The organism is Shuttleworthella sp. MSX8B, from assembly GCF_000524295.1.
GTDB lineage: Bacteria > Bacillota > Clostridia > Lachnospirales > Lachnospiraceae > Shuttleworthia > Shuttleworthia satelles.
This window is the reverse complement of record NZ_JAQT01000014.1, coordinates 40,897-60,827: the sequence shown is the minus strand read 5'-3', so window position 1 is coordinate 60,827 and position 19,931 is coordinate 40,897. Positions and strand designations below refer to the sequence as shown.

Here is a 19,931-nt window from a genome sequence, read left to right as displayed (position 1 = left end):
ATTGGCCGCCTTGCACATGGCGTCGGCTGCCTCAATTGACGCTACTAGACCCCTGGTCTCTACCATTCCCAATGCTTCCTGTGTCATTTTTCTTCTCCCGGCACTCCTGCCATCTCACAGATCCCATCGAGGGGATCAAGTCTCCTGTCCGCAGATCCTGTTCCTGAGGATCCGGGATGCACCTCTCCCAGCCGGGCCTTCGACATGGAATCAACCGGCCCGGCCAAAAGATTTCGCCTTCAATCAAGCCTTAAGCTTTGGAAGAATTCCCTCCACATCATTATGAGGACGGGGAATTACGTGGGTTGCAATCAGCTCGCCCAGTCTTCCTGCCGCTGTAGATCCTGCCTCAACCGCGGACTTGACAGCTCCGACATCGCCTCTGACCATAACGGTCACCAGGCCGGATCCGATCTTCTCTGTTCCGATCAAGGTGACATTGGCTGCCTTACACATGGCGTCCGCTGCCTCAATTGACGCTACCAGACCCCTGGTCTCTACCATTCCCAATGCTTCCTGTGTCATTTTTCTCCTCCTTCATCAGGACTCTGCCTGAATGCTCACTTAGGTGTTTCGGGCTTCTTCGACTAGACCTCCTGCAGGTATCGGTCGCGCCCCGCGTCTTCCGGCGATTCTTCCCTCGCCTCCTTCAGACGCTTGTTCCAGCGGGATGCCGACAAGGCAACCAGCCTGCGAATCTCCTCGTGGGGATTGGCGATCACTCCATAGGAAACCGGTTTTTTGATGGCATTGGCAGAAGCTGTCGAGATCGCCTGCGCGACGTCCTCGACGCTGCCTTCAATGATCATTGTCACCAGCCGTCCTCCGAGTTTTCGCTCCCAGGAAGCCAGACTTACATCGGCTGTCTTGCACATGATATCAAGAGCATCTACTGCCGCGACGACACCCGTGATCTCTATAAATCCATATGACGTCATCTTCCTGCTCCCTGTCCTGTCTTCCCTTCCTGCCGCTGCTCTTCCGATCAAAAATCTCTTAATGGTTCTCATCTTAATCTTCACTTATTCTGATCAGCCGGGCCCGCGACTTGCTGCATGGTCTGAAACTATTTGATTGCGGGCAGGATCTTCTCAACATCCTCGTGAGGGCTTGGGATAACGTGCTGAGCAACCAGCTCTCCCAGGCGTCCTGCCGCTACGGCGCCGGCCTCAACCGCTGCCTTGACGGCTCCCACATCTCCTCTGACCATAACGGTTACCAGACCGGATCCGATCTTCTCCGTTCCGATCAGCTTTACCTCTGCCGCCTTGGTCATGGCATCAGATGCCTCAATTGCCGCGGTCAGTCCTCTGGTCTCAATCATTCCAAGTGCCTTCTTCTCCATGGTAATTCTCCTTTCTCATGGAACATTTTGCTTCACTAACTCTTGTCAAAAGCACAGAGCTTTAACATCTTCTGGGTGTCTTCCGTCGGCCGGGGGATAATGTGATGCTGCACATAGCCCGTCATCTCTTTTGCCTTGGCCATCGCCGCCTCCATGGCCTCCGTCACGTCCGCGACGTCACCGCGAAACTTGATCATCACCAGGAGGGGAACCGGAAGGGAATCCGGGTTCTTCGGCTTATTTTTGTCGAAGGGCTCCAGACGAACATTCGCGGCCTTGCATCCTGCGTCCGCCGCCATAAATGCCGTCGTCAACCCGAACACCTCTAACATTCCGACTGCTTCTGTCATCGCTTGATCCTCTGTCTGATCCCCTTACTCGTTCACCATGCAGATCTTTAAGCCGGTCATCTCCAGATTCTTCTTCAGGGCTTCATTGATCTTAGCTAAGGGATACCTGTCTGTGATCAGTTCATCAATGGGAAGACCGATCGCCTTGGCCCTCTTTAAGAAATCGAAAGTTGTCCCGTAATCCCGCAGGGTATAGACCCAGGATCCCACAATCGTCAGCTCCTTGGAGCAGATATCCAGGTGGGGATTGATGGTGGCGTCACCGCCGTTGATGAAGAATCCGAGCTCGCAGAGACCGCCGCCGCTGCGGATGAACTTGTAGATATTGGAGTGGGCCTTGGGATTGCCCGTACACTGGAAGCCGAAGTCCGCCGGATGTCCGTCAAACTGGGCCTCAAGGCCGGCTGTAAGCGCCTCAATCCCCTGATAGTCCGCGAAGTTGACGCTTCTCTCCGCCCCCATTCTGCGGGCGAATTCCAGGCGTCCCGGATTGCCGTCAACCGCCACGATGTTCTCGATTCCCATCGTCCGAAGCACCGCGATGCAAAGCAGGCCAATGGGGCCGCAGCCCTGAACCACAACTCTTGAATTAAAGCGGAGGATTCCGGTGGACTTGGCTCTCTCTACCGCGTGTACCAGCACTGCCGCCGGCTCAATCAGCATTCTCGAATCCAGATCCAGGTCGCTGACATTAAAGACCGTCGACCCCTCCCGGATGAAGATGTAGTCAGAGAACCACCCGTTCAGATGAATCTGGTCATCAGGCAGCAGGCCATAGACATCGGCCCCTCCGACATTCTGTCTGTTGAGGTCGTACATGGTAATATCCGGATTGTCCTTGAAGATCATGCAGGTCACGACCTTGTCTCCAATGTGAAGATCCTTGCCCGCGCTGTCCTTTTTGACATTCTTGCCCATGGCGACGATCTCTCCGGTTCCCTCGTGGCCCAGGGCTACGGGAATCAGTCCGAAGGGATCTCTCTTGAATTCATGGGCGTCTGTTCCGCAGACCCCGCAGCCTTCAACTCTTACAAGTATGTCTCCGTCTCCCAGAGGGGGAATCGGATACTCCTTGACATCGAAGTGTTCTAAGGCAGTCAGGACTGCCACATGAGCTGTCTTGGGGATCTCTCTCCCCGCGCTCTTCGGGCCGGCCGCGGCTGACCCATCCTGCAGGCTCTCTAAGACCTGTCGCACAATTGTTTCTATATTGTTCTGATCCATGGATCCCCCTTTCAGGTCTCTCATCCGCGTCAGCGAACGCAAAGGCTGTCTGTCATCACACAGTGGCGGGACTTAATGAAGCTCCTGGCACTGGTGAGTCCTTCTCCGGTACGGCTCGCGATTGTAAAGGTGCAGTAGCTCTCGCCTCCAAATCCCAGGGCCGCGTAGGACGGGCCATTTTTCACAGTGATGGTTGTATCCAGCCTTCTGGCGTACTCTGTAATCCGATCCACATTCTTGGAGTGGATGTGAGCGGAGTGCTTATTCCCGTGCTCCAGCCACGCCGCGGCTTCAAGGCCCTCCGCGAAATCCTTGACCCGCACAATTCCAAGAATAGGCATCATCAGCTCCGTTGTGATCAGCGGATGCTCCTTGGGACCGAAGAAGGTAATGCAGCGAATATTCGCGTCGACCTCGACTCCGATCATAGAGAGGAGCTTTCTGGCGCTGCGGCCGACCGCCTTGCGGTTGAGTCTGCCCTTTTCATCCATCACAGCCTTGGTCAGTCGGTCCAGCTCCTCTTCGGAAGCCTGATAGCAGCCCTGCTCCGTCAGCATATAGTGGAGGAGTTCGTCTGCAATGGAGTCCACCGCGACAATCTCCTTCTCCGCAATACAGGGAAGATTGTTATCGAAGGTGCATCCGTTGACGATATCTTCTGCCGCCTTGCGGATATCCGCCGTCTCGTCGACCAGGGCAGGCGGATTGCCGGCGCCTGCGCCGATCGCCCGTTTTCCCGAGGACAGAACCGCCGTGACGACACCCGGTCCTCCGGTCGCCACCAAAAGCTTGATATGCGGCGACTTCATCATGATCTCACTGGTCGCAAGGGTCGGCGCGTCAACCGTACAGGCGATATTGTCCGGTCCGCCGGCCTCAAGACTGGCCTCATTGACCATTTGAATGGTAAATAGCGTCGTCTTAATGGCCTGGGGATGGGGGTTGAAGACGACCGTGTTCCCGCCGGCCAGCATTCCGATGGTGTTGCACAGGACGGTCTCGCTGGGATTTGTGCAGGGCGTAATGGCCCCGATCACCCCGAAGGGTCCCATCTCGATTAAGGTCAGCCCCCTGTCTCCGGAGAAGGCTCTGGTCGAAATATCCTCTGTTCCCGGAACCTTGTCGGCAACCAGAAGGTGCTTTAAGATCTTGTCTCCCACATTGCCCATGCCGGTCTCATTGACAGCCATGCGGGCCAGGATTTCAGCGTTCTCCCTGGTCTTCCGACGGATCGCGCCAATAATTTTCTCCCTCTGATCCATGGGAAGAAGCCGGACGGTCTGCTGGGCTGTTCTGGCCGCCTCGATAGCCTCCTCCATATCAGAGAAGACGCCGTGCATCCCCCTGGCAGGAGCGGAAATCTGCATTCTCGCCACGACCTCTCTCACGACGTTTTGAACAAGCTGTTCATCTGCCATGTCATCTGCTCCTTACTTTCCAAGCTGTTCCAACACCCTCTTGGTGATCTCCGCGATCACCTCCGGGGCCGGCTCCTTGGGGGTTGATGTAATGCTGCCGGTCGTTGCGCCGCTCGCGGGCATCCCGGGAATTTCCTGATGCAGACCGCAATTGTGGCAGTTGTGTCCGTCCTTATTCTGGCAGAGATTTGCCGGATGTTTTCCCGGAAGTCCCATCTGCCTGCGGATCTCATAGAGACGCTCTACCGTCTTCTGATCGAACTCCTTGGGACCGCCAAGCATCTTGGACTGATAGAGCAGCTGCGCGTAGAACTCAACAGACTCCATCTTCAGATAGGCGGACAGAAGATCCGTAGACCAGGTCAGAGCACCGTGGCTCTCTAAAAGAACGGCATCATAGTAGGGAAGATACTTCTCCACATTGTCCGGAATCTCCATGGTAGAAGGAGTCCCGTACTCAGCGATCGGCACGCAGCCCAGGGCGATGACTGCCTCCGGCATAATGGGCTGGGTCAGAGGAATCCCCGCAATCGCGAAGCTCGTCGCGTAAACAGGATGCGCATGAACAACAGAGCCCACATCCGGTCTCTTGGCATAGACTCTCATGTGCATCTTGATCTCAGAAGAGGGCTTAAAGCCGGGATTGGCCTGAATCACTTCGCCCTTCTCATTAACCCTGCAGATGTAGTCAGGCGTCATAAAGCCCTTGGATACGCCGGTGGGTGTGCAGAGAAATTCATGGTCGTTCAGCTTGACTGAAATATTGCCGTCATTTGCAGCCACCATGTTTCTGTTGTAGATCCGCTTGCCGATATCGCAGATCTGCTTCTTCAATTCGTACTCATTGACCATCTGAAATGTCCTCCTTTGTGAATTGGATGGGTTAATGTGTGGCTTTTTGTGGTTTTCACTTGTTATGTTAAAAATTTATCCGGAAGTTGTCAATATAGTCCTTAATTTTTGTTTGTTTTGTTTGTTTTTCCTGTTTGTTTTTGTGCAGTCTGACGAGGCTTTCCGGTCAAAATTCCGCCGGTATCCCCTCGTGGGCTCTCAGTCCTCTTCTTGAGCCGCGTCATCTTGTGCCTGTTGACAGCTTCCCTGCGCGGGATTTATGTCTTGGTGACCGGGCAGACGGAAAAGCCCAGCATCCGGCTGCAATACTCCATGACCGCCGCAATGGAGGATTCCACCTGCGATACCGTTCCGGTCACAATCAAAGACCCCTGCTCCAAGTCAATCAGCTCCAGAGTTACTCCTGAGGACTTAACCGCCAGATCGGCGATGATCACCGCCGTCTCGGCCGGCGAAATCGTCATGACTCCGATGGCGGATCCTCCCTCCTCGTCAGGAGCTGAGATCCCCAGCTTCTCAAAGAGGATCGGATCCGGATTGGCCATGATATGGGCCAGGGAAATCTGTTTTCCGGGGACAAGCTCCTGGATGATTCTCTGTTTGTTATCATACTCGCTCATAAGTCACGCCCCTTAGCCTCCGATCCGGCATTCAAGACTTGTGTTCTCCCTCACCAGTCTCGCCAGCGTCTGCATCTTCTCCCCGTCCGGCAGAGGAGTCTCCTTCATTCCGTAGTCTCTCCCCAGGCCGTCGTACTTATCCTGTCCCAGTCTGTGATAGGGGAGGAGGTGAATGGTCTTCACTCCGGGCAGCTGGTCCGCGAATCTCGCGATCGCCAGGATCTCCTCGGGCCTGTCGTTAAAGCCGGGCACCGTGGGAACCCGGATGGAGAGTCTGGTCTGGCCGGAAGCCGCAATTCTCCTGGCATTTGCCAGAATCCTCTCGTTGGCCACCCCAGTGTACTCCTTGTGCTTGGCCGAATCCATGTGCTTGATGTCTAAAAGATACTGGTCCAGATAGGGCAGAATCGCCTCGATCCTGTCATAGTCGGAATAGGCCGTGCTCTCAAGAGCTGTGCTGATCCCGGTCTCCTTGGCGGCGCGGAACATATCTCTGGTGAATTCCGGCTGGCAGAGACTCTCTCCCCCCGAAAGAGTCAGTCCCCCTCCCCCGGAGGTCCGGTAGTAGATCCGGTCCTTGACCACAGTCTCCATGACCTCCTCGACCGTGACGTCTCTTCCGATCACCTTCTTTTTGCCGGCCACGATCATGGTCTCGATTTCCCTGCTCTGCGACTCGGGATTGCAGCACCACCTGCAGCGCAGAAAACAGCCCTTGAGGAAGACGATCGTCCGTATTCCCTGTCCGTCGTGGATGGAGTAGCGCTGGATATCGAAGATCCTTCCTCGTGTTTTCAAATAGTCTCTGTTCATAGCGGGCTGGTCTGCTCAGTTCTCGAGATGATATCGTCCTGAAGCGACTTGGAGAGAGTCGTAAAGAGCGCGCTGTAGCCCGCTACCCTGACTACAAGCTGCCGATATTTCTCGGGATGCGCCTGCGCGTCAAGCAGGGTATTCTTATCGACCACATTGAACTGCATATGCATGCCCTTCTGGTCAAAGAATCCGCGCACCAGGGCGATAAAGTTATCCAATCCCATATTGCCGCTTAAGGCCGAGGGATGGAATTTCATGTTGTAGAGGGTTCCGTTGGAGGCAATGCCGTGATCCAGCTTGGCAACGGAATTGGCCGCCGCGGTGGGACCGCTGACATCCGTTCCGACGTAGGGAGATACCCCGTCGGCGACAGGCGCATGCGCTAATCGTCCGTCCGGCGTCGCCCCGGTCTGCGCGCCTAAAGGCACATTGGCGGATACCGGATAGAGACCGGCCTGGAACTGACCCCCGCGGGGATTATGATAGGTCTCCACCGGCCTGGTGTAGGTGTAGGCGGCAATCCGGGCGAATTCATCGACCTCATCGTCGTCGTTGCCGAATTTAGGCTCCTCTAAGACAGCCTTCCAGAGATCTTCATAGAGCTTTTTGACATCTGCGGGCAGCTCCATGGAGGAGATGGACTCAATCACTCTCGGGAGCTCATCCCTACCAAGTTCCTTGCCCTGGGCCTTGATCTCGGCCAAAGTCTCCATGGCCAGAGAGAAGATGCTCTCCTCGTCCAGTCCCTGACCGAAATTCATCTTCATCGCGTTCTTGAAATCCGTCAGGCTGTAGCGCTTCTCTTCGAAGACCAGCTTCTTGATGGCGTAGAGGGCATTGCCCACGTTGGCAATTCCAAAGCCCTGAGGTCCTGTGAAATTGTAATGGGCTCCTCCCTCCTCTACGCACCTGCCTCGCTTGATGCAATCGTCCACCAGACAGGACTCAAAGGGGTTGGGCGTCAGGAGACTGTGGGCCACATCGATCGCGTTGTCCGAATTGACCAGAAGAGAGATATTGTAATTCATCTGCGCCTGGTAGGCGGCGAAGAATTCCTCATAGGTCCGCATCTGCTCCACCTTGCCGGTGTGAATGCTGATCTGTTCCCCCTTATCCTGTCCGTCGGAGAAGACAAGTTCCAAGGGTCTGCACATATTGAAAAAGGCAGCGTCGTGCCATCCGTCCGTCTTGCCCGGAACCTGGGGTTCCACGCAGCCGATAATGGAGTAATTCCTGGCATCCTCGAGAGGGATTCCCCTGTTCATCAGAGCCGGAATGATCACTTCGTCGTTGTAGTAGGCGGGGAGACCGACCCCTGTTCTGGTCAAATCAGCCGCCCTGCGCAGAAGGTCATGGGGTGACCCGTTCCAGACCCGGATGGAGAGTGAGGGCATGGGCAGGAAGACATGCTTGGCCGCTGTAATGCACATGAAAGACAGATCCCTGGTCGCGTCTCTTCCCTCGGCGTCCTGTCCTCCGACAATGAGGTTCTGGAAGAGGGAGTAACCGGCGAAGCCCTTGGCGCTGGCCGCGTCCCTGCACTTGTTGAGGTCATTCAGCTTGACGAAAACACAGTCCAAGAGCTCCTGGGCCTCTTCTCTTGTGATCTTTCCAGCCGCCAGATCCCTCTGGAAGAAGGGGTCGATATACTGGTCAAAGCGGCCCGGAGAGATGGAGTGCCCGCTGGACTCAATCTGCAGAATCTGCTGGATGAACCAGAAGCTCTGCAGAGCCTGGGCATAGGAAGCGGCCGGTTTCTCCGGAACGAGGCGACAGCGCTCAGCGATTGCCATAAGCTCCGCCCTGCGCTTGGAATCCGTCGTCTCAGCCGCCTTTTGCTCCGCCAGATCGGCATAGCGATGGGCATAGTCGATCACCGCCTTGCAGTCAATGATGACCGCCTCTAAGAAGATGGACTTCTTCGCGTAGTCCGCGTCTCCCTGGCCAAGTCCTGCCAGCTCCTCCGCCGCCTGGCGGATGATCCCCTCAAGCCCCTGGTTGAGAACCTTCTCATACTGGACAGTCAGGTGTCCCACCCCGTTATAGAAGTAATTGCCAGTCGTAAAAATATTATGTTCGATGGCCTTTTTGGCCTCGGCGGACATATAGGAGGACGCGAGTTCGCTGGAGGTCTTTCCCTTCCAATAGCGGTCCGCCTGACGGATCTCCTCTGCCGTCTTCGGAGAGATATAGAAGGGGTCTGCCTCCCTGTGCTCAACCGTGTCGAACTCCGCTTCCAGCCACTCGAAGGAGAACTCCGGATAGGTCTGGCAGCCGCGCGGGGCAATCGTCGTACTGCCGACAATCAGTTCCTCATCCCGGATGATAATGGGGATGTGCTTTAAGATATGATGAAGTGCCCTGGCCCGGCGCAGGACAATGGGCTGGCCCTCCGTGGACTGATAGGACTCGGTAATCAGCCTGGCCCTGGCGGACTCGATCTCCGGCATTTTGGCATAGAGGTGAGCGACAAGCCTTCCGATCCGGTCAGACTTTGGGATTTCATCGACATAGAATTTCGCCATAGAATGATCCTTTTCTTCTGAAAGAAACTGCAAGCAACAATTCACCACAAAAAGTCAGACATGCGTGTTCATTCAAGATGATTATATGGTTTCTCTTCGATAATATTCAACAAACAACAGTATGGTATTTTATTTTTATGTGGTTTTCACAATTTTGCATGACTATTTTTGTTGATTATTCCTGATGAAGCTGTGGCTTTTCAACATTATGATTAGTATGACCGGCCTGTCAGAGGTTATTTGCAAAAATCATATTTACAAAGGTCATTCAAAAAAATTCCTCACTGCGAAGAGCTACGCTCTGATATGTGACAGGCTTTGAATTTTTGACGCGCTTCTATTTCTATATGGCGAGCTTTGATTTATGGCGCGCCTTGGCATTTTTTGACGCGTTTCGTTTAAGAGATAAGAGAAAGGAAGCTTTTCAGATGATCACAGTGGATCTGCACACGCATACCATTGCCAGCGGGCACGGGAGCACAGCCACCATCGGTCAAATGGCCCGGGCCGCTTCCGAGCGCGGTCTTTGTCTTCTTGGCATCAGCGACCACGGACCGGCCACTCCCGGAGCCGCATTCAGCTCCTATTTTCAAAATCTTGCCTTCGCCCCCAGAGAACACTTTGGCGTCCGCCTCCTCTACGGGGTCGAGGTCAATATTTTAGACGGCGGCGGCCTGGATCTGGACAATTCCGTCCTAAAGCGGCTCGACTACGTCATCGCCTCCATGCACCGCCCGCCCCGCTCTGTCATCTACCGGGGAGACGATGATATCGAGGCCTACAGGGACCGGAATACCAAAGATTATATCGAGGCGATGTCCAACCCCCTGGTAAGAATCATCGGTCACCCGGATAACAGCCAGTTCCCCTACTGCGTCCACCGTCTCACCGACGCCGCGGCCGAATGCAAGGTCATCCTGGAGGTCAACGAGGCCTCCCTGGGGCCGGACGGCTATCACCGGGTAACCGGTCTGGATACGGAACAAAATTATCGTATTTTAATTAAACTCTGCAAAAAGAAGGGAATTCCCCTGCTGATCTCCAGCGATTCCCACGGTCCCGACCGGATTGGCCAGGCTGACCGCGCTCTTTTTCTCCTGCGTGAGCAGGACTTTCCCCGGGACCTGCTGGTCAACGAGCACCCTGAGCTTCTCAGTGTTCCAAGGCAGCCCTGGCGTTCTTCCCGGCCCGCTCAGACAGGTCCAGATACCGGCGCTCTTCCTCTTTCGTAAAGCCTGCCATAATCGCCCTGCGATAGTCCGCAAGCGCGCTGACCAGATCCTCGGTCAGATCTGCCGCCTTGTCGGTTATGCGCAGGTTTAAATCTCCCTGTTTTACACCCTCCGAGATCCGATCCCGCAGATGGGTCTCCGTTTCCACATAGCCCTGCTGCAGGAGCTTCTGCAGAGATGCCGCCGCCAAAAGGGAACTGACTCCCGCATAGGCCGCGAGCTGCCGGCGGCTGGTCTTGCGATTGACCGCCGCAATGGTCAGAAGGATCCGCAGATCCACATTGGACAGATCATAATGCTGTCCCACCGGCTCCAGGTACTTATCCAGAAGCTTGCGCTGATAGTAGGCATTGGTCAGAAGCGTATCAGAGGCCTGTGGATTCATATCAACATTCTGTCTCTCCTTGCCCAGGCGCTTGGTCCCGGGGAGAAAGGAAATTGCCCCGGCATCTCTGGCAAAGGCCCCCAAAAATCCGTAGATCTGTATCCGCCGGGCCTCATAATCCTCCGGATCATAGACCCTGGCAAAAAAATCATTGTAATAGCGAAAGACGCTCGCCTTCATTTCAACCGTCTTCGTAATCGACAGCCCCTGCGAGACCAGAGAGCCCTCCGTCTTTACATAGTAGTAGACAGGTACCTGAAGGGCAAAAATCCCCTTACAGTGCAGCAGATACTCCATATTAAAGAGAAAATCTTCACACCAGCTGACCTCAGGATCCATACGGATCCGATTCTCTTCTATCATCTGACGCGAGTAGAGCTTATTCCAGATCACCCCATAGTAGAAGTCCGCCGGATTCTCCATCATGTGGCCGGCGAAGGTCTGCAGATCCATCAGACTGTCTTCTTCAATATCTCCTTTATGGGAAACATGCTCCCCCACAACCCGATAGAAGTCGGTTACGACCAGATCCGCTTTCTTCTGCTCCATGGCCCGTACCATAAGTTTGGTCGCCTCGGGAGCAATCCAGTCGTCCGCGTCTAAAAACTGGACATAGGTACCTCTGGCCAGGTCCAAAGCCTGATTTCTGGTGTCAGACACACCGGAGTTGTTCTTGTGAACCAGGCGGATCCGGGAATCCTTCCCGGCATATTCATCCAGGATGGCCGGGCTCTCATCCGAGGAGCCGTCATCCATGAGTAAAAGCTCAAAATCCGTAAATTCCTGCTTTAATACCGAGTCAAGGCAGCGCCTGAGAGCAGAAGCCGCATTGTAAACAGGAATAATGATACTGACTTTGGGATTTGGGTCCATTTTCTCTCCTCCCGGAATCCATAACCGATTCTCACTTCATTAGAGTGCAGCCAGATTAGAACGCAGCCGGTTCAGTTGGCTTCATCTCCGATGCGTTCCTGGCAGGCAGACGTTCGCCGCAAAAAGAAGGACTGTGAAATCATCTCCTTCACAATCCCTCTCACAATTCAATCCAGTTTAATTCCCCCAAGAAGGTCCGCCAGGGAAGTCCCTGTCGACTCCCTGTCGGCGTATCTGGCCACCTGTTCGTCCTGGGCCTTTCTGGCCGCCGCCTCCTTTGACGGCCGCTCAAGAAGCTCGACGGCCTTCATGGACAGGCTGACCTTTCCGTCCTTCATTCCGGTGATCTTAACCCGTACCTTCTGTCCCACACGAAGCGCGTCCTCCACCTTCTCGACCCTCTTAAGAGAGATCTGAGAGATGTGCACCAGACCGTCCAGGCCATCCGCAATATTGACAAAGGCTCCAAAGTCCTTCAGTCGGGCCACAGTGCCCTCGACTATGGACCCGACCTCCAGGGCATCCAGCTTCGCCTGCTGCTCCAGGCGCTTCTTCTCCTGTTCTACCGCTCTGGCGGAGAGCACCAGCCGGCGCTTGGCGGGCTCGATGCTGTCGATCTTAACCTCCAGATCCCTGCCGACGAAATCGGCCAAATTGTCCACATAGGAGGCGGCCAGTTGGCTCGCCGGAATAAATGCCCGCAGGCCCTTCAGGTAGGCGACCACTCCGCCCTTGACCTGTTCGCGGACATGGACGGTCAGCGTCTCGTTTGCGCTGTGCGCATCCTTCAGCTGATCCCAGGCATCCGTGTGCCTGGCCGCATTGACCGAAAGACGAATATTTCCCCTGCCGTCATCTAAAGAAGTGATCTTGGCAGTCAAATGCTTGCCGTTTCGAAGATGCTTGTGGGGATCGTATCCCTCTTCCTCACTCAGATCCTCAAAGGCGATGATTCCGATCTTACCGGCGTTCAGATCGACTGAGACCTCATGATCACTCACACCTAAAACCTCGCAGTTGACAATATCGCCCACTTCATACTTGATTGACATAAGAACTTCTCCTTGTTTCTAAACTCGTCCCCTCTTTGCTATTCCCGGCTCGGACCTTTTGGCCCGGAAATTGCTGCCATGAGATTCCCGCGAACTACATACCTATTATTTTACTTATTTTTCAGATAGCCGCAACACTTCCACCAGGTGTCCGCCGGCTCCCAGCAGATCCGCTCTCTCACAGATCGCCAGCTGGTAGTCCAAAAAGCAGGCAAACTCCTCCTCGGAGAGAGCGTTTAATTCCCTGCGCATATAGTTGGCCGGACCGTCTGGTGAGAAGATCCGCTCCCGAATCAGCTGCGGCGCCCCTCTTTTGCCAGGCGCATTCCCTCCGCGGATTGACCTGTCTGCGCCTGCGGTCAGACTTTCTTCCTGACTGTTCCTGCCCGCCTTCTCCCACCTTTCCCTGATGATGCGGTTTGCCTCCCGATCAAAGGCCGCGATATCCTCCAGACGCACATAGTCGTAGAGATCGCCCGGGGACGGCTGCAGGGCAAAGGAAGCATCCAAACTCCCCTTCGATCTGTGATCCCTGCTGAAGGACCCGATTTTATCAGACTCCTCCTGCACTTGCTCCTCTGTTTGCACCCCTTCCGTTTGCAGCCGCTCTGCTTGCATCCGCTTTTCTTGTATCTGCCCCTCTTGTGCCTGTTCTTCTTGCAGGCGCCCTGCTTGTGTCTGCTCTCCTTGCACCCGCCCTGTCTGCGTCTGCTTCTCTTTCTCAGCCTGTCCTTTGGCCCGCAATTCCAGGATGTGTCTCTGCCCAAAACCGTAGGTCAAAACCGAGTACTCATTCATCAGATAGGCCACCAAAAGTCTCCCCCGCGGGGCCAGCAGGCGCGCCGACTCTGCGAGGGCCTGCGCCTTATCCTGATCCCTGATCAGATGGTACATGGGTCCCAGCATAAGAATCAGATCAAAGCTTCCATTGCACTCTTGCCCCAGGCCGGCCCCTGCTAAATCCCTGGCGTCTCCCTGTCGAATGTCGAGACCGGTCCATTTCTGGCGCATACAGCCGATATTGTAGCGGACCAGCTCTACCGCTGTGACCCTATGTCCCTCTTTTGCCAGGGGTCCGGCGTAACGGCCTGTCCCGGCCCCGATATCAAGAACGCGAAGGGATTGCCCCTCCGCGCCCATGTCTGAAATCGCCTGATTGATAAAATGCCGGGTCAGACGGTACTCTACCTGGCCATGTCTGGAATCCAGTCGTTTTTCCTCAGGAAACTTATTGTAGTAGGCAATCAGCTTCTGATCGTGCCAATCCATCCTGCCCTTCCTCACTTTCCTCCATGGACTTCATGAATTTTGAGGCATCTGTTTCGCGTCAAGATCCCAGGCAAGCTGCTCATTCCCTTTCAGGACATCAGCTGCCCATCTCCTTCGAGGTATCAGCTGCCCAGCTCTTTCGGAGCATCAGCTGCCCAGCCCCTTTGGGACATCAGACCCTGCTGGTCTCCAAAAGATTCGCGAAGGTCAGCGCCCTCCGCAGGGCATTGCCCAGAATCAGCGCCATGATCATCTTTAGGGCGTCAAAAATCAAAAATGGCAGAACGCAGGCCGCAAGAGCGGCGATCAAACCGGTCTTCATGACAAACATAAAATACATTGTGCCCAGGGCATAGCAGGCCGCAAGCCCCAGAATCATGCCTGTGATCTGCAGTCCATAGCGGGCCAGTCCCTTCCTGTGGTCTGACAGGGTCACAAAGCCCCCACAGATGGCCGCCAGGAAGAGGAAACCGATCAGAAAGCCTCCGGTTGGACCCAGCATCTTCCCCGGTCCTCCGGCAAAACCGGAGAAAACAGGCAGTCCGACCAAACCCAGGAGCAGATAGATGAGAACGGACAGGCTTCCCCATTTCCCTCCCAGAACATAAGCAGCCAGGTAGACCGCCAAAACTCCCAGAGAGACCGGAACGCTGCCGAGCGGAACCGACAGAGGCCCCAAAATGCAGCAGAGCGCCGCCATCAGTGCCGTAAAAGCCAGCTGTTTTACCTTCATTTTCCAATACCCCTTTCCTCTGTCCTGCCTGAGCTCTCTCAGGTCAACGGCCGGTCCGTCTCTTCTCTTTTGACCGTCTCCTTCTTAACAAACTGTACATACTTGACGTATCTGTACATATCCCGCACAAATCCGTGAATATCCCGCACACTTCTGCGCATGTCCCGCACAAACCCGGCGAAATCTTTTCCATTTTAGCATAGATGAGCTGATTTTCGATTTGCTTTTCGAAACATATTTCTTTTCCGGCGCGGATTCACTATAATGCCAGGAAACGAGTGATATATGGTTGATATCTTCCATTGCTCACAGCTACTTGCTCCAAAGGAGGATTTCATGAAACACAGATCTCTTTATGACCGGATGATCCCCGTTATTTTTGCCTGTATTCTCGTCTCCATGGCCACAGGCTCCTTTTGGGATCTGTCCATCTCCTATGCCCTCTTAAACCAGGAAAGTCTCCCGGCTCTTCTGGCTGCCGGATACGGTTCTATGCCAAACTATCTGCTGGGCGTCATCTGCGGTTACCTCCTGATCCGCCGGGCCAAGCCCTCCGGGCCTCCCCTGCAGTACTACGGGCGAGTGGTCTTCGGAGGGCTGGTTCTGGCCGGCTGCGCCTTCTACGGGGGCTATGACACCTGCCACTATATCACAGAACTGCCCCGCGGACTGGCCATCGGTCTCGGCTTCGGTTTTGCCGTCCTGGCCTGTCTCTTTGCAGAATGGACCTTAAGAGACGCGTCTGACGACGCCGTCGCGCGCCTTCTTAAGATCCTGATCCTCATTGCCCTTGGACCGACCATTCTCACCCACCTGATCAAAATTCCATGGGCTCGCCCCCGCATGCGCCTTCTTGTCTCCGGCATGGGACAAATGGTCTCTTTTCATCCCTGGTATCAGCCTGGTCTGGCGGACAAGGCACAGCTGATCGCCTCCGGCATCCCAAAGGATGATCTCAAGTCCTTTCCCTCCGGGCACACGACGGCGGCGGCAACCGCGCTGAGTCTCTACTACATTGCCTCCGCCAGCCCCCTGCTTCGGTCACGCCGCTATCAATTCTTCTTTGGAGGCCTGTGCTGGACCCTTCTGATCGCCTTAAGCCGCATCATCATCGGAGCCCATTTTCTGACGGATGTCACCGCCGCCTTTGCCATCACCTTTACGATCTTTGTTGTCGGCGGAAAACTCTATCGGGCGGATCTGCTCCTGTCAGAGTGACTAGCTCTCGTTGACCAGCTTTCCGGTCATATGGTCAATGGTCAGCTCCAGCAGGCAGACCCGAGACAAAGACTTTTTCATCTCGAGCTCTACCCCTTCTCTGGTCGGATAGTACTTCATCCCAAGGGCCCGAACCTGCCCCTCTATCATCATCGGGTCGCTTATTTCTCTCACGCGCCCGAAAATGACCAGGCTGCGCACATTCCAGGACCAGTCTCCTTCCCTCTTAAATCCCTTGTCCATGACAGAGAAGCAGACCTTATCATTGAACCGAAGGAGATCCAGCTTGAATCCCTGCATGGCGCAGTGAAAGTAGATCCTGCCATTTCCTTCATTGTAGAGAAAGTCCAGAGGAATCGCGTAGGGATATCCGTCCTCTCCGATCATTGCCAGCACACCTCTGCCTTCCTCTCTCAAAATCTTCAGGCAATCCTCCTGACAGATCTGCTGCCGATAGCGACGCATCTTTCGAAACATGAATATCTCCTATCCTCTTTCCCATTGGAACAAGTCCCATTTTACCCGATCACAGGCATAAAATGCCGACCATGTTTTCCCGCAGCCGCAATCCTGTGTCTGCGCGATCCTTCATGGCCGGCATTCTCTTTTTATCATTGACCGGGAGCGATCAGCCCTGTCCCTATACGCCCAAGCGCCGGATCAGCGACCATCTCAGTCCGCATGCCATCTCATTTTACGGTCAGCCCCATTGCGTTTGGAATTGCCAAAGACAGGGCCGGGATATAGGTCACTGCCAGAAGGGCCAGAATCAATACTGCGAAGTAGGGAATCAGCTTGGGCGTCACCTCCTCAATGGTCACCTCTCCAATTCCACAGCCGACAAAGAGAACGGAGCCGACGGGAGGAGTGATGTTGCCCAGACACATGTTGAAGATCAGCATGACGCCGAATTGCACACTGCTCATTCCAAGCTTGGTCGCAATCGGCAGGAAGATAGGGGTGAAGATCAGGATGGCGGGGGTGATATCCATAAACATCCCGACCACCAGGAGAATGATATTCATGAGCAAAAAGATCACATACTTATTGGAGGTCAGCCCCATAAGTCCGGAAGAGATCGCCTGGGGAATTCCCGCATAGGCCATGACAAAGGACATGGCGGAGGAGGCGGAGATCAAAAACATAATGATCCCCGAGGTCTTGGCGGACTTGAGCAGAATATCCATGAAAGACTTGAGACTGATGCTCCGGTAAATCAGAGACAGAACCAGACAGTAGAGAACCGCCACGCCGGCGCCTTCTGTCGCCGTGAAGATTCCGGCTACAATACCGCCGATGACGATAATAATCAAAAGCAGCGAGGGAATGGCCTCCCAGGTGGTCTTCAGGATACTCCTGGACTTATCTCTTCCAACCGCTTTCATCTTGTGCCGGATCGCCCAGAAGAAGGCAACTCCCATACAGCAGATGCCCATCAGGATTCCGGGGATATAGCCCGCCATAAAGAGGGTGGATACGGACACTCCGCCGGCCACCGTAGAGTAGACGATGAAGGCGGAAGTCGGGGGAATCAGAAGTCCTGTCGGCGCGGAGGCAATATTGGCCGCAGCCGCATAGGCGGGATCGTACCCGTTTTCCTTCTCAATCGGATTAATGGTTCCTCCCATCGCGGAGGCCGCGGCAACCGAGGAACCGGACAGGGCTCCGAAGAGCATATTGCCCAGGATATTCGCCTGTGCCAGGGAGCCCGGAATCTTTCCGACAAAGATCTGAGCGAAGTTAATCAGTCTTCTGGCAATCCCTCCGTTGTTCATGATGTTTCCCGCCAGAATAAAGAGGGGAATCGCCAAAAGGGAGAAGGACTCAACCCCGGAGTTCATCTTCTGCATGGCGATGAAGGTGACCTGATCCCAGGACAGGGTGGAGGCCGCTGTCACCAGAGCAGATACCAGAATGGATACAGAAATCGGTACTCCCAGAAAGAGCAGGACGCCGAATACGACGAATAAGAGCACAGTTGTTAATCCTACAGTCATGGCTTGACCTCCTCTTCTGCCTCTTCAATCACAAAGATGCCGGTGATATCCTCATAGATATTGATCAACTGGAAAAAGATGATAAAGACGCCGGAAATCGGTGCAATCGAATACACTAAGGTTCTTGGGATCCCTAAAAGAGCGGAGAACTCGGCGTGGGCGGACAGCGCCAACTTGAAGCCGCCGATTGTGATCACAAAGAGGGCGACTGCCAGAATCAGAATATCAATCAGAGTCGCGAGAATCCTGTGCGGCAGGCCGGTCAGCCGGTCCTTGAGCAGGGTTAAAGCCATGTGCTCTCTGGCGGAAAAGGCGTAGGCCGCGCCGACGAAAGAGGTCCACACCAGGGAGTACTTGACCAGTTCCTCTGTAAATGCCGCCGGATGCCCCAGGATATATCTGGTAAAGACCTGCCATAGAACCAGAACTGCCATAAAAGACAGGAGAATCGCGCAGACGATTGCCAAAAAAGTGTTGCTGAATTTCTTTATCTTACCAAGCGCTATTTTCATCAGTTCGCCTCCCTTACCTGCTCAATCGACTGCATGAGACGTTTCACACCGGGATACTTGTTCTCATAGGTCTGGATCATAGGAGCTGTCGCCGCCTGAAAGGCGGCCTTGTCCACATCATAGACGAAGGTGACTCCCATCTCCTGCCTAGCCTGCTCGACAGCCTTTTCGGTTGCCTCTGCCCAGAGCTCCTTCTGATACTCTGTCGAGACCTTGGCCGCCGCCTTGACCGCCGCCTGATCCTCCGCGGACAGAGTGGACCAGACCTTGGCACTCATCACAAGAGCGTCAGGGATCATCTCGTGCTCGTCAACAGAGTAGTACTTGGCCACTTCACCGTGCTTGCCGGTCGTTAAGGCAGTGACATTATTCTCAGAGCCGTCGATGATGCCGGTCTGCAGGGATGTATAGACATCCCCGTAAGACATGGTGACAGGCGTACCGCCCAGGGCCTTCATCATGTCTGTCTGTACCGCCATATCCTGCACGCGGATTTTGAGTCCGTCCAGATCGGACGGGGTCCGGATCGCCTTTCCCTTGGTATAAAAGGAGCGGGAACCGGAGTCGTAGTAGGTCATGGTGAGAAAGCCGTCATCCGCGGAGGACATGAAGAAATCATCCATCTGCTGAGAATCCATCACCCTGTAATAATCCGCCTGGTCATTGAAAATATAGGGCAGACCAAAGGTATTGTAGCCGTCGTTATAGGTCGCCAGATTCGGGGCTGACACCTTGGCCATGGCGACCACGCCGGCCTGCAGCTGTTCCAGATTTTCATTCTCAGAACCCAGCTGCCCATTGGGGTAAATCTTGACAACAATGCGGCCATCGGTTCTCTCCTTCACCTGGTCGGCGAACCTGACCAGGGCCTTGTGAACCGGGTGGTTCTCCGCCTGGTTATGCGCCAGCGTCAGGATCATGGGATGCTCCTTGCTGGCTGCCGCGCTCGAAGCCGCGCTTCCCTTAGCGGAGCCTCCGCAGGCAGTCAGAAGAACCGACAAGCCAAGTAGCAGCGCCAGAGTCAACGCCGTCAGCCTTTTCTTCATTCCTCTATCCTCCTTCATCGTTTTCCCCTGCTTTCGGGAAACCCGTCAAAAAACTACAGCTATTATCATAGTTGGGAACCGCCTTCTTTGTTATTGATTTCTTGCACGAAATCCCCGGCTTTTTTACAAATCCTGCTGTCTTGTTTCGAAAAATTTTAGGAACTGATCAACGATTCACTTATGCTGAGCTTTTGGGTATGGACTCTCATTTTGCGATTGAGGATTTTCGAATATCCTCCTGTTTTCCTGTCCTGCCCCTGTCTCAAATACAAAATCCGTCTCAGGCGCCATATAGGGCGATCACCTGAGACGGATCTGTCTTTTATTTCATCTTTCTTTTTTAGGGGAAGCCGTTCTCTGCCTAAGGGGAAATGCTTTTTCGCTCTCACACCCCGGCAGACTCAAATCCTCTCATCTTCTTGGACCCTCTTGTCTCCTCGAGCACTCTCATCTCCTCGTACACT

The 19,931-nt window shown here is 54.5% G+C and carries 22 protein-coding genes; 2 read left to right on the top strand and 20 right to left on the bottom strand.

Annotated features, from left to right (window positions below; all coding sequences use genetic code 11):
* The 11 genes from HMPREF1508_RS03970 to HMPREF1508_RS03920 all read right to left on the bottom strand — a co-directional run.
* Window positions 1–87 (bottom strand): BMC domain-containing protein (locus tag HMPREF1508_RS03970; RefSeq protein ID WP_044959593.1); only part of this gene is annotated, 87 nt, incomplete at its 3' end.
* A gap of 156 nt (window positions 88–243) precedes the next feature.
* Window positions 244–525, bottom strand: coding sequence for a BMC domain-containing protein (locus HMPREF1508_RS03965; RefSeq protein WP_006905678.1), 282 nt, complete (start codon window positions 523–525; stop codon window positions 244–246).
* A gap of 62 nt (window positions 526–587) precedes the next feature.
* Window positions 588–1,010, bottom strand: a complete 423-nt coding sequence (locus HMPREF1508_RS03960; protein ID WP_330365252.1) for a BMC domain-containing protein — start codon at window positions 1,008–1,010, stop codon at window positions 588–590.
* A 56-nt stretch (window positions 1,011–1,066) separates the two neighbouring features.
* Window positions 1,067–1,345: a BMC domain-containing protein gene (locus tag HMPREF1508_RS03955; RefSeq protein ID WP_006905680.1), complete on the bottom strand. Its 279-nt coding sequence runs from the start codon at window positions 1,343–1,345 to the stop codon at window positions 1,067–1,069.
* A 35-nt stretch (window positions 1,346–1,380) separates the two neighbouring features.
* Window positions 1,381–1,695 (bottom strand): BMC domain-containing protein, encoded by a 315-nt coding sequence (locus HMPREF1508_RS03950; RefSeq protein ID WP_044959592.1) that lies wholly within the window; start codon window positions 1,693–1,695, stop codon window positions 1,381–1,383.
* A 24-nt stretch (window positions 1,696–1,719) separates the two neighbouring features.
* The gene (locus tag HMPREF1508_RS03945; RefSeq protein WP_044959590.1) at window positions 1,720–2,919 is read right to left on the bottom strand and encodes a zinc-dependent alcohol dehydrogenase; all 1,200 of its coding nucleotides are present in this window, start codon (window positions 2,917–2,919) and stop codon (window positions 1,720–1,722) included.
* 29 nt (window positions 2,920–2,948) lie between these two features.
* Window positions 2,949–4,337 (bottom strand): aldehyde dehydrogenase family protein, encoded by a 1,389-nt coding sequence (locus HMPREF1508_RS03940; protein ID WP_044959589.1) that lies wholly within the window; start codon window positions 4,335–4,337, stop codon window positions 2,949–2,951.
* Between the two features lie 12 nt (window positions 4,338–4,349).
* Window positions 4,350–5,189, bottom strand: coding sequence for a class II aldolase/adducin family protein (locus HMPREF1508_RS03935; RefSeq protein ID WP_006905684.1), 840 nt, complete (start codon window positions 5,187–5,189; stop codon window positions 4,350–4,352).
* Between the two features lie 257 nt (window positions 5,190–5,446).
* Window positions 5,447–5,809 (bottom strand): BMC domain-containing protein, encoded by a 363-nt coding sequence (locus HMPREF1508_RS03930; RefSeq protein WP_044959586.1) that lies wholly within the window; start codon window positions 5,807–5,809, stop codon window positions 5,447–5,449.
* A 12-nt stretch (window positions 5,810–5,821) separates the two neighbouring features.
* Window positions 5,822–6,622, bottom strand: a complete 801-nt coding sequence (locus tag HMPREF1508_RS03925) for a glycyl-radical enzyme activating protein (protein WP_006905687.1) — start codon at window positions 6,620–6,622, stop codon at window positions 5,822–5,824.
* The gene (locus tag HMPREF1508_RS03920) at window positions 6,619–9,150 is read right to left on the bottom strand and encodes a glycyl radical protein (protein ID WP_044959582.1); all 2,532 of its coding nucleotides are present in this window, start codon (window positions 9,148–9,150) and stop codon (window positions 6,619–6,621) included. The genes HMPREF1508_RS03925 and HMPREF1508_RS03920 overlap by 4 nt, the downstream gene beginning before the upstream one ends.
* 428 nt (window positions 9,151–9,578) lie before the next feature.
* On the opposite strand from HMPREF1508_RS03920, the gene HMPREF1508_RS03915 reads away from it, so the two are divergent.
* Window positions 9,579–10,382 carry a phosphatase gene (locus HMPREF1508_RS03915; protein WP_084640236.1) on the top strand — a complete coding sequence of 268 codons (804 nt, stop codon included), beginning with the start codon at window positions 9,579–9,581 and terminating at the stop codon, window positions 10,380–10,382.
* On the opposite strand, the gene HMPREF1508_RS03910 is transcribed toward HMPREF1508_RS03915, so the two are convergent.
* The 5 genes from HMPREF1508_RS03910 to HMPREF1508_RS10635 all read right to left on the bottom strand — a co-directional run bounded on the left by HMPREF1508_RS03910 (window position 10,303) and on the right by HMPREF1508_RS10635 (window position 14,855).
* Window positions 10,303–11,640, bottom strand: a complete 1,338-nt coding sequence (locus HMPREF1508_RS03910) for a glycosyltransferase (RefSeq protein ID WP_044959579.1) — start codon at window positions 11,638–11,640, stop codon at window positions 10,303–10,305. The two genes, HMPREF1508_RS03915 and HMPREF1508_RS03910, sit on opposite strands and share 80 nt — an antisense overlap.
* Before the next feature lie 167 nt (window positions 11,641–11,807).
* A complete protein-coding gene (locus tag HMPREF1508_RS03905) occupies window positions 11,808–12,692 on the bottom strand; it encodes a S1 RNA-binding domain-containing protein (RefSeq protein ID WP_044959576.1) in 885 nt (294 codons plus the stop codon).
* A 114-nt stretch (window positions 12,693–12,806) separates the two neighbouring features.
* Complete coding sequence (locus tag HMPREF1508_RS09625) at window positions 12,807–13,961, bottom strand: class I SAM-dependent methyltransferase (protein ID WP_049906881.1); 1,155 nt, start codon at window positions 13,959–13,961, stop codon at window positions 12,807–12,809.
* 172 nt (window positions 13,962–14,133) lie between these two features.
* The gene (locus HMPREF1508_RS03895; RefSeq protein WP_044959575.1) at window positions 14,134–14,694 is read right to left on the bottom strand and encodes a biotin transporter BioY; all 561 of its coding nucleotides are present in this window, start codon (window positions 14,692–14,694) and stop codon (window positions 14,134–14,136) included.
* 38 nt (window positions 14,695–14,732) lie between these two features.
* On the bottom strand, window positions 14,733–14,855 hold the full coding sequence (locus HMPREF1508_RS10635) for a hypothetical protein (RefSeq protein WP_278244578.1): 123 nt from the start codon (window positions 14,853–14,855) through the stop codon (window positions 14,733–14,735).
* 175 nt (window positions 14,856–15,030) lie between these two features.
* On the opposite strand from HMPREF1508_RS10635, the gene HMPREF1508_RS03890 reads away from it, so the two are divergent.
* Window positions 15,031–15,912, top strand: a complete 882-nt coding sequence (locus HMPREF1508_RS03890; protein ID WP_044959573.1) for a phosphatase PAP2 family protein — start codon at window positions 15,031–15,033, stop codon at window positions 15,910–15,912.
* Here the strand turns inward: HMPREF1508_RS03890 and HMPREF1508_RS03885 are convergent, their stop codons facing one another.
* The 4 genes from HMPREF1508_RS03885 to HMPREF1508_RS03870 form a co-directional block, all read right to left on the bottom strand.
* The gene (locus HMPREF1508_RS03885; RefSeq protein ID WP_044959571.1) at window positions 15,913–16,389 is read right to left on the bottom strand and encodes a pyridoxamine 5'-phosphate oxidase family protein; all 477 of its coding nucleotides are present in this window, start codon (window positions 16,387–16,389) and stop codon (window positions 15,913–15,915) included.
* A gap of 212 nt (window positions 16,390–16,601) precedes the next feature.
* Window positions 16,602–17,909, bottom strand: a complete 1,308-nt coding sequence (locus HMPREF1508_RS03880; RefSeq protein WP_044959568.1) for a TRAP transporter large permease — start codon at window positions 17,907–17,909, stop codon at window positions 16,602–16,604.
* The gene (locus tag HMPREF1508_RS03875; RefSeq protein WP_044959565.1) at window positions 17,906–18,421 is read right to left on the bottom strand and encodes a TRAP transporter small permease; all 516 of its coding nucleotides are present in this window, start codon (window positions 18,419–18,421) and stop codon (window positions 17,906–17,908) included. Before HMPREF1508_RS03875 ends, HMPREF1508_RS03880 begins: the two co-directional genes overlap by 4 nt.
* Window positions 18,421–19,467, bottom strand: coding sequence for a TRAP transporter substrate-binding protein (locus tag HMPREF1508_RS03870; protein ID WP_044959563.1), 1,047 nt, complete (start codon window positions 19,465–19,467; stop codon window positions 18,421–18,423). Before HMPREF1508_RS03870 ends, HMPREF1508_RS03875 begins: the two co-directional genes overlap by 1 nt.
* Between the last annotated feature and the right edge of the window lie 464 nt (window positions 19,468–19,931).

Bases quoted from the DNA above. Each gene is read 5' to 3' on its own strand.
- HMPREF1508_RS03885 (WP_044959571.1), bottom strand. From the start codon at position 16,389: ATGTTTCGAAAGATGCGTCGCTATCGGCAGCAGATCTGTCAGGAGGAT.
- HMPREF1508_RS03955 (WP_006905680.1), bottom strand. From the start codon at position 1,345: ATGGAGAAGAAGGCACTTGGAATGATTGAGACCAGAGGACTGACCGCG.
- HMPREF1508_RS03895 (WP_044959575.1), bottom strand. From the start codon at position 14,694: ATGAAGGTAAAACAGCTGGCTTTTACGGCACTGATGGCGGCGCTCTGC.
- HMPREF1508_RS10635 (WP_278244578.1), bottom strand. From the start codon at position 14,855: ATGCGCAGAAGTGTGCGGGATATTCACGGATTTGTGCGGGATATGTAC.
- HMPREF1508_RS03925 (WP_006905687.1), bottom strand. From the start codon at position 6,622: ATGAACAGAGACTATTTGAAAACACGAGGAAGGATCTTCGATATCCAG.
- HMPREF1508_RS09625 (WP_049906881.1), bottom strand. From the start codon at position 13,961: ATGGATTGGCACGATCAGAAGCTGATTGCCTACTACAATAAGTTTCCT.
- HMPREF1508_RS03935 (WP_006905684.1), bottom strand. From the start codon at position 5,189: ATGGTCAATGAGTACGAATTGAAGAAGCAGATCTGCGATATCGGCAAG.
- HMPREF1508_RS03890 (WP_044959573.1), top strand. From the start codon at position 15,031: ATGAAACACAGATCTCTTTATGACCGGATGATCCCCGTTATTTTTGCC.
- HMPREF1508_RS03920 (WP_044959582.1), bottom strand. From the start codon at position 9,150: ATGGCGAAATTCTATGTCGATGAAATCCCAAAGTCTGACCGGATCGGA.
- HMPREF1508_RS03870 (WP_044959563.1), bottom strand. From the start codon at position 19,467: ATGAAGAAAAGGCTGACGGCGTTGACTCTGGCGCTGCTACTTGGCTTG.
- HMPREF1508_RS03910 (WP_044959579.1), bottom strand. From the start codon at position 11,640: ATGGACCCAAATCCCAAAGTCAGTATCATTATTCCTGTTTACAATGCG.
- HMPREF1508_RS03965 (WP_006905678.1), bottom strand. From the start codon at position 525: ATGACACAGGAAGCATTGGGAATGGTAGAGACCAGGGGTCTGGTAGCG.
- HMPREF1508_RS03905 (WP_044959576.1), bottom strand. From the start codon at position 12,692: ATGTCAATCAAGTATGAAGTGGGCGATATTGTCAACTGCGAGGTTTTA.
- HMPREF1508_RS03915 (WP_084640236.1), top strand. From the start codon at position 9,579: ATGATCACAGTGGATCTGCACACGCATACCATTGCCAGCGGGCACGGG.
- HMPREF1508_RS03940 (WP_044959589.1), bottom strand. From the start codon at position 4,337: ATGGCAGATGAACAGCTTGTTCAAAACGTCGTGAGAGAGGTCGTGGCG.
- HMPREF1508_RS03880 (WP_044959568.1), bottom strand. From the start codon at position 17,909: ATGACTGTAGGATTAACAACTGTGCTCTTATTCGTCGTATTCGGCGTC.
- HMPREF1508_RS03945 (WP_044959590.1), bottom strand. From the start codon at position 2,919: ATGGATCAGAACAATATAGAAACAATTGTGCGACAGGTCTTAGAGAGC.
- HMPREF1508_RS03930 (WP_044959586.1), bottom strand. From the start codon at position 5,809: ATGAGCGAGTATGATAACAAACAGAGAATCATCCAGGAGCTTGTCCCC.
- HMPREF1508_RS03875 (WP_044959565.1), bottom strand. From the start codon at position 18,421: ATGAAAATAGCGCTTGGTAAGATAAAGAAATTCAGCAACACTTTTTTG.
- HMPREF1508_RS03960 (WP_330365252.1), bottom strand. From the start codon at position 1,010: ATGAGAACCATTAAGAGATTTTTGATCGGAAGAGCAGCGGCAGGAAGG.
- HMPREF1508_RS03950 (WP_044959592.1), bottom strand. From the start codon at position 1,695: ATGACAGAAGCAGTCGGAATGTTAGAGGTGTTCGGGTTGACGACGGCA.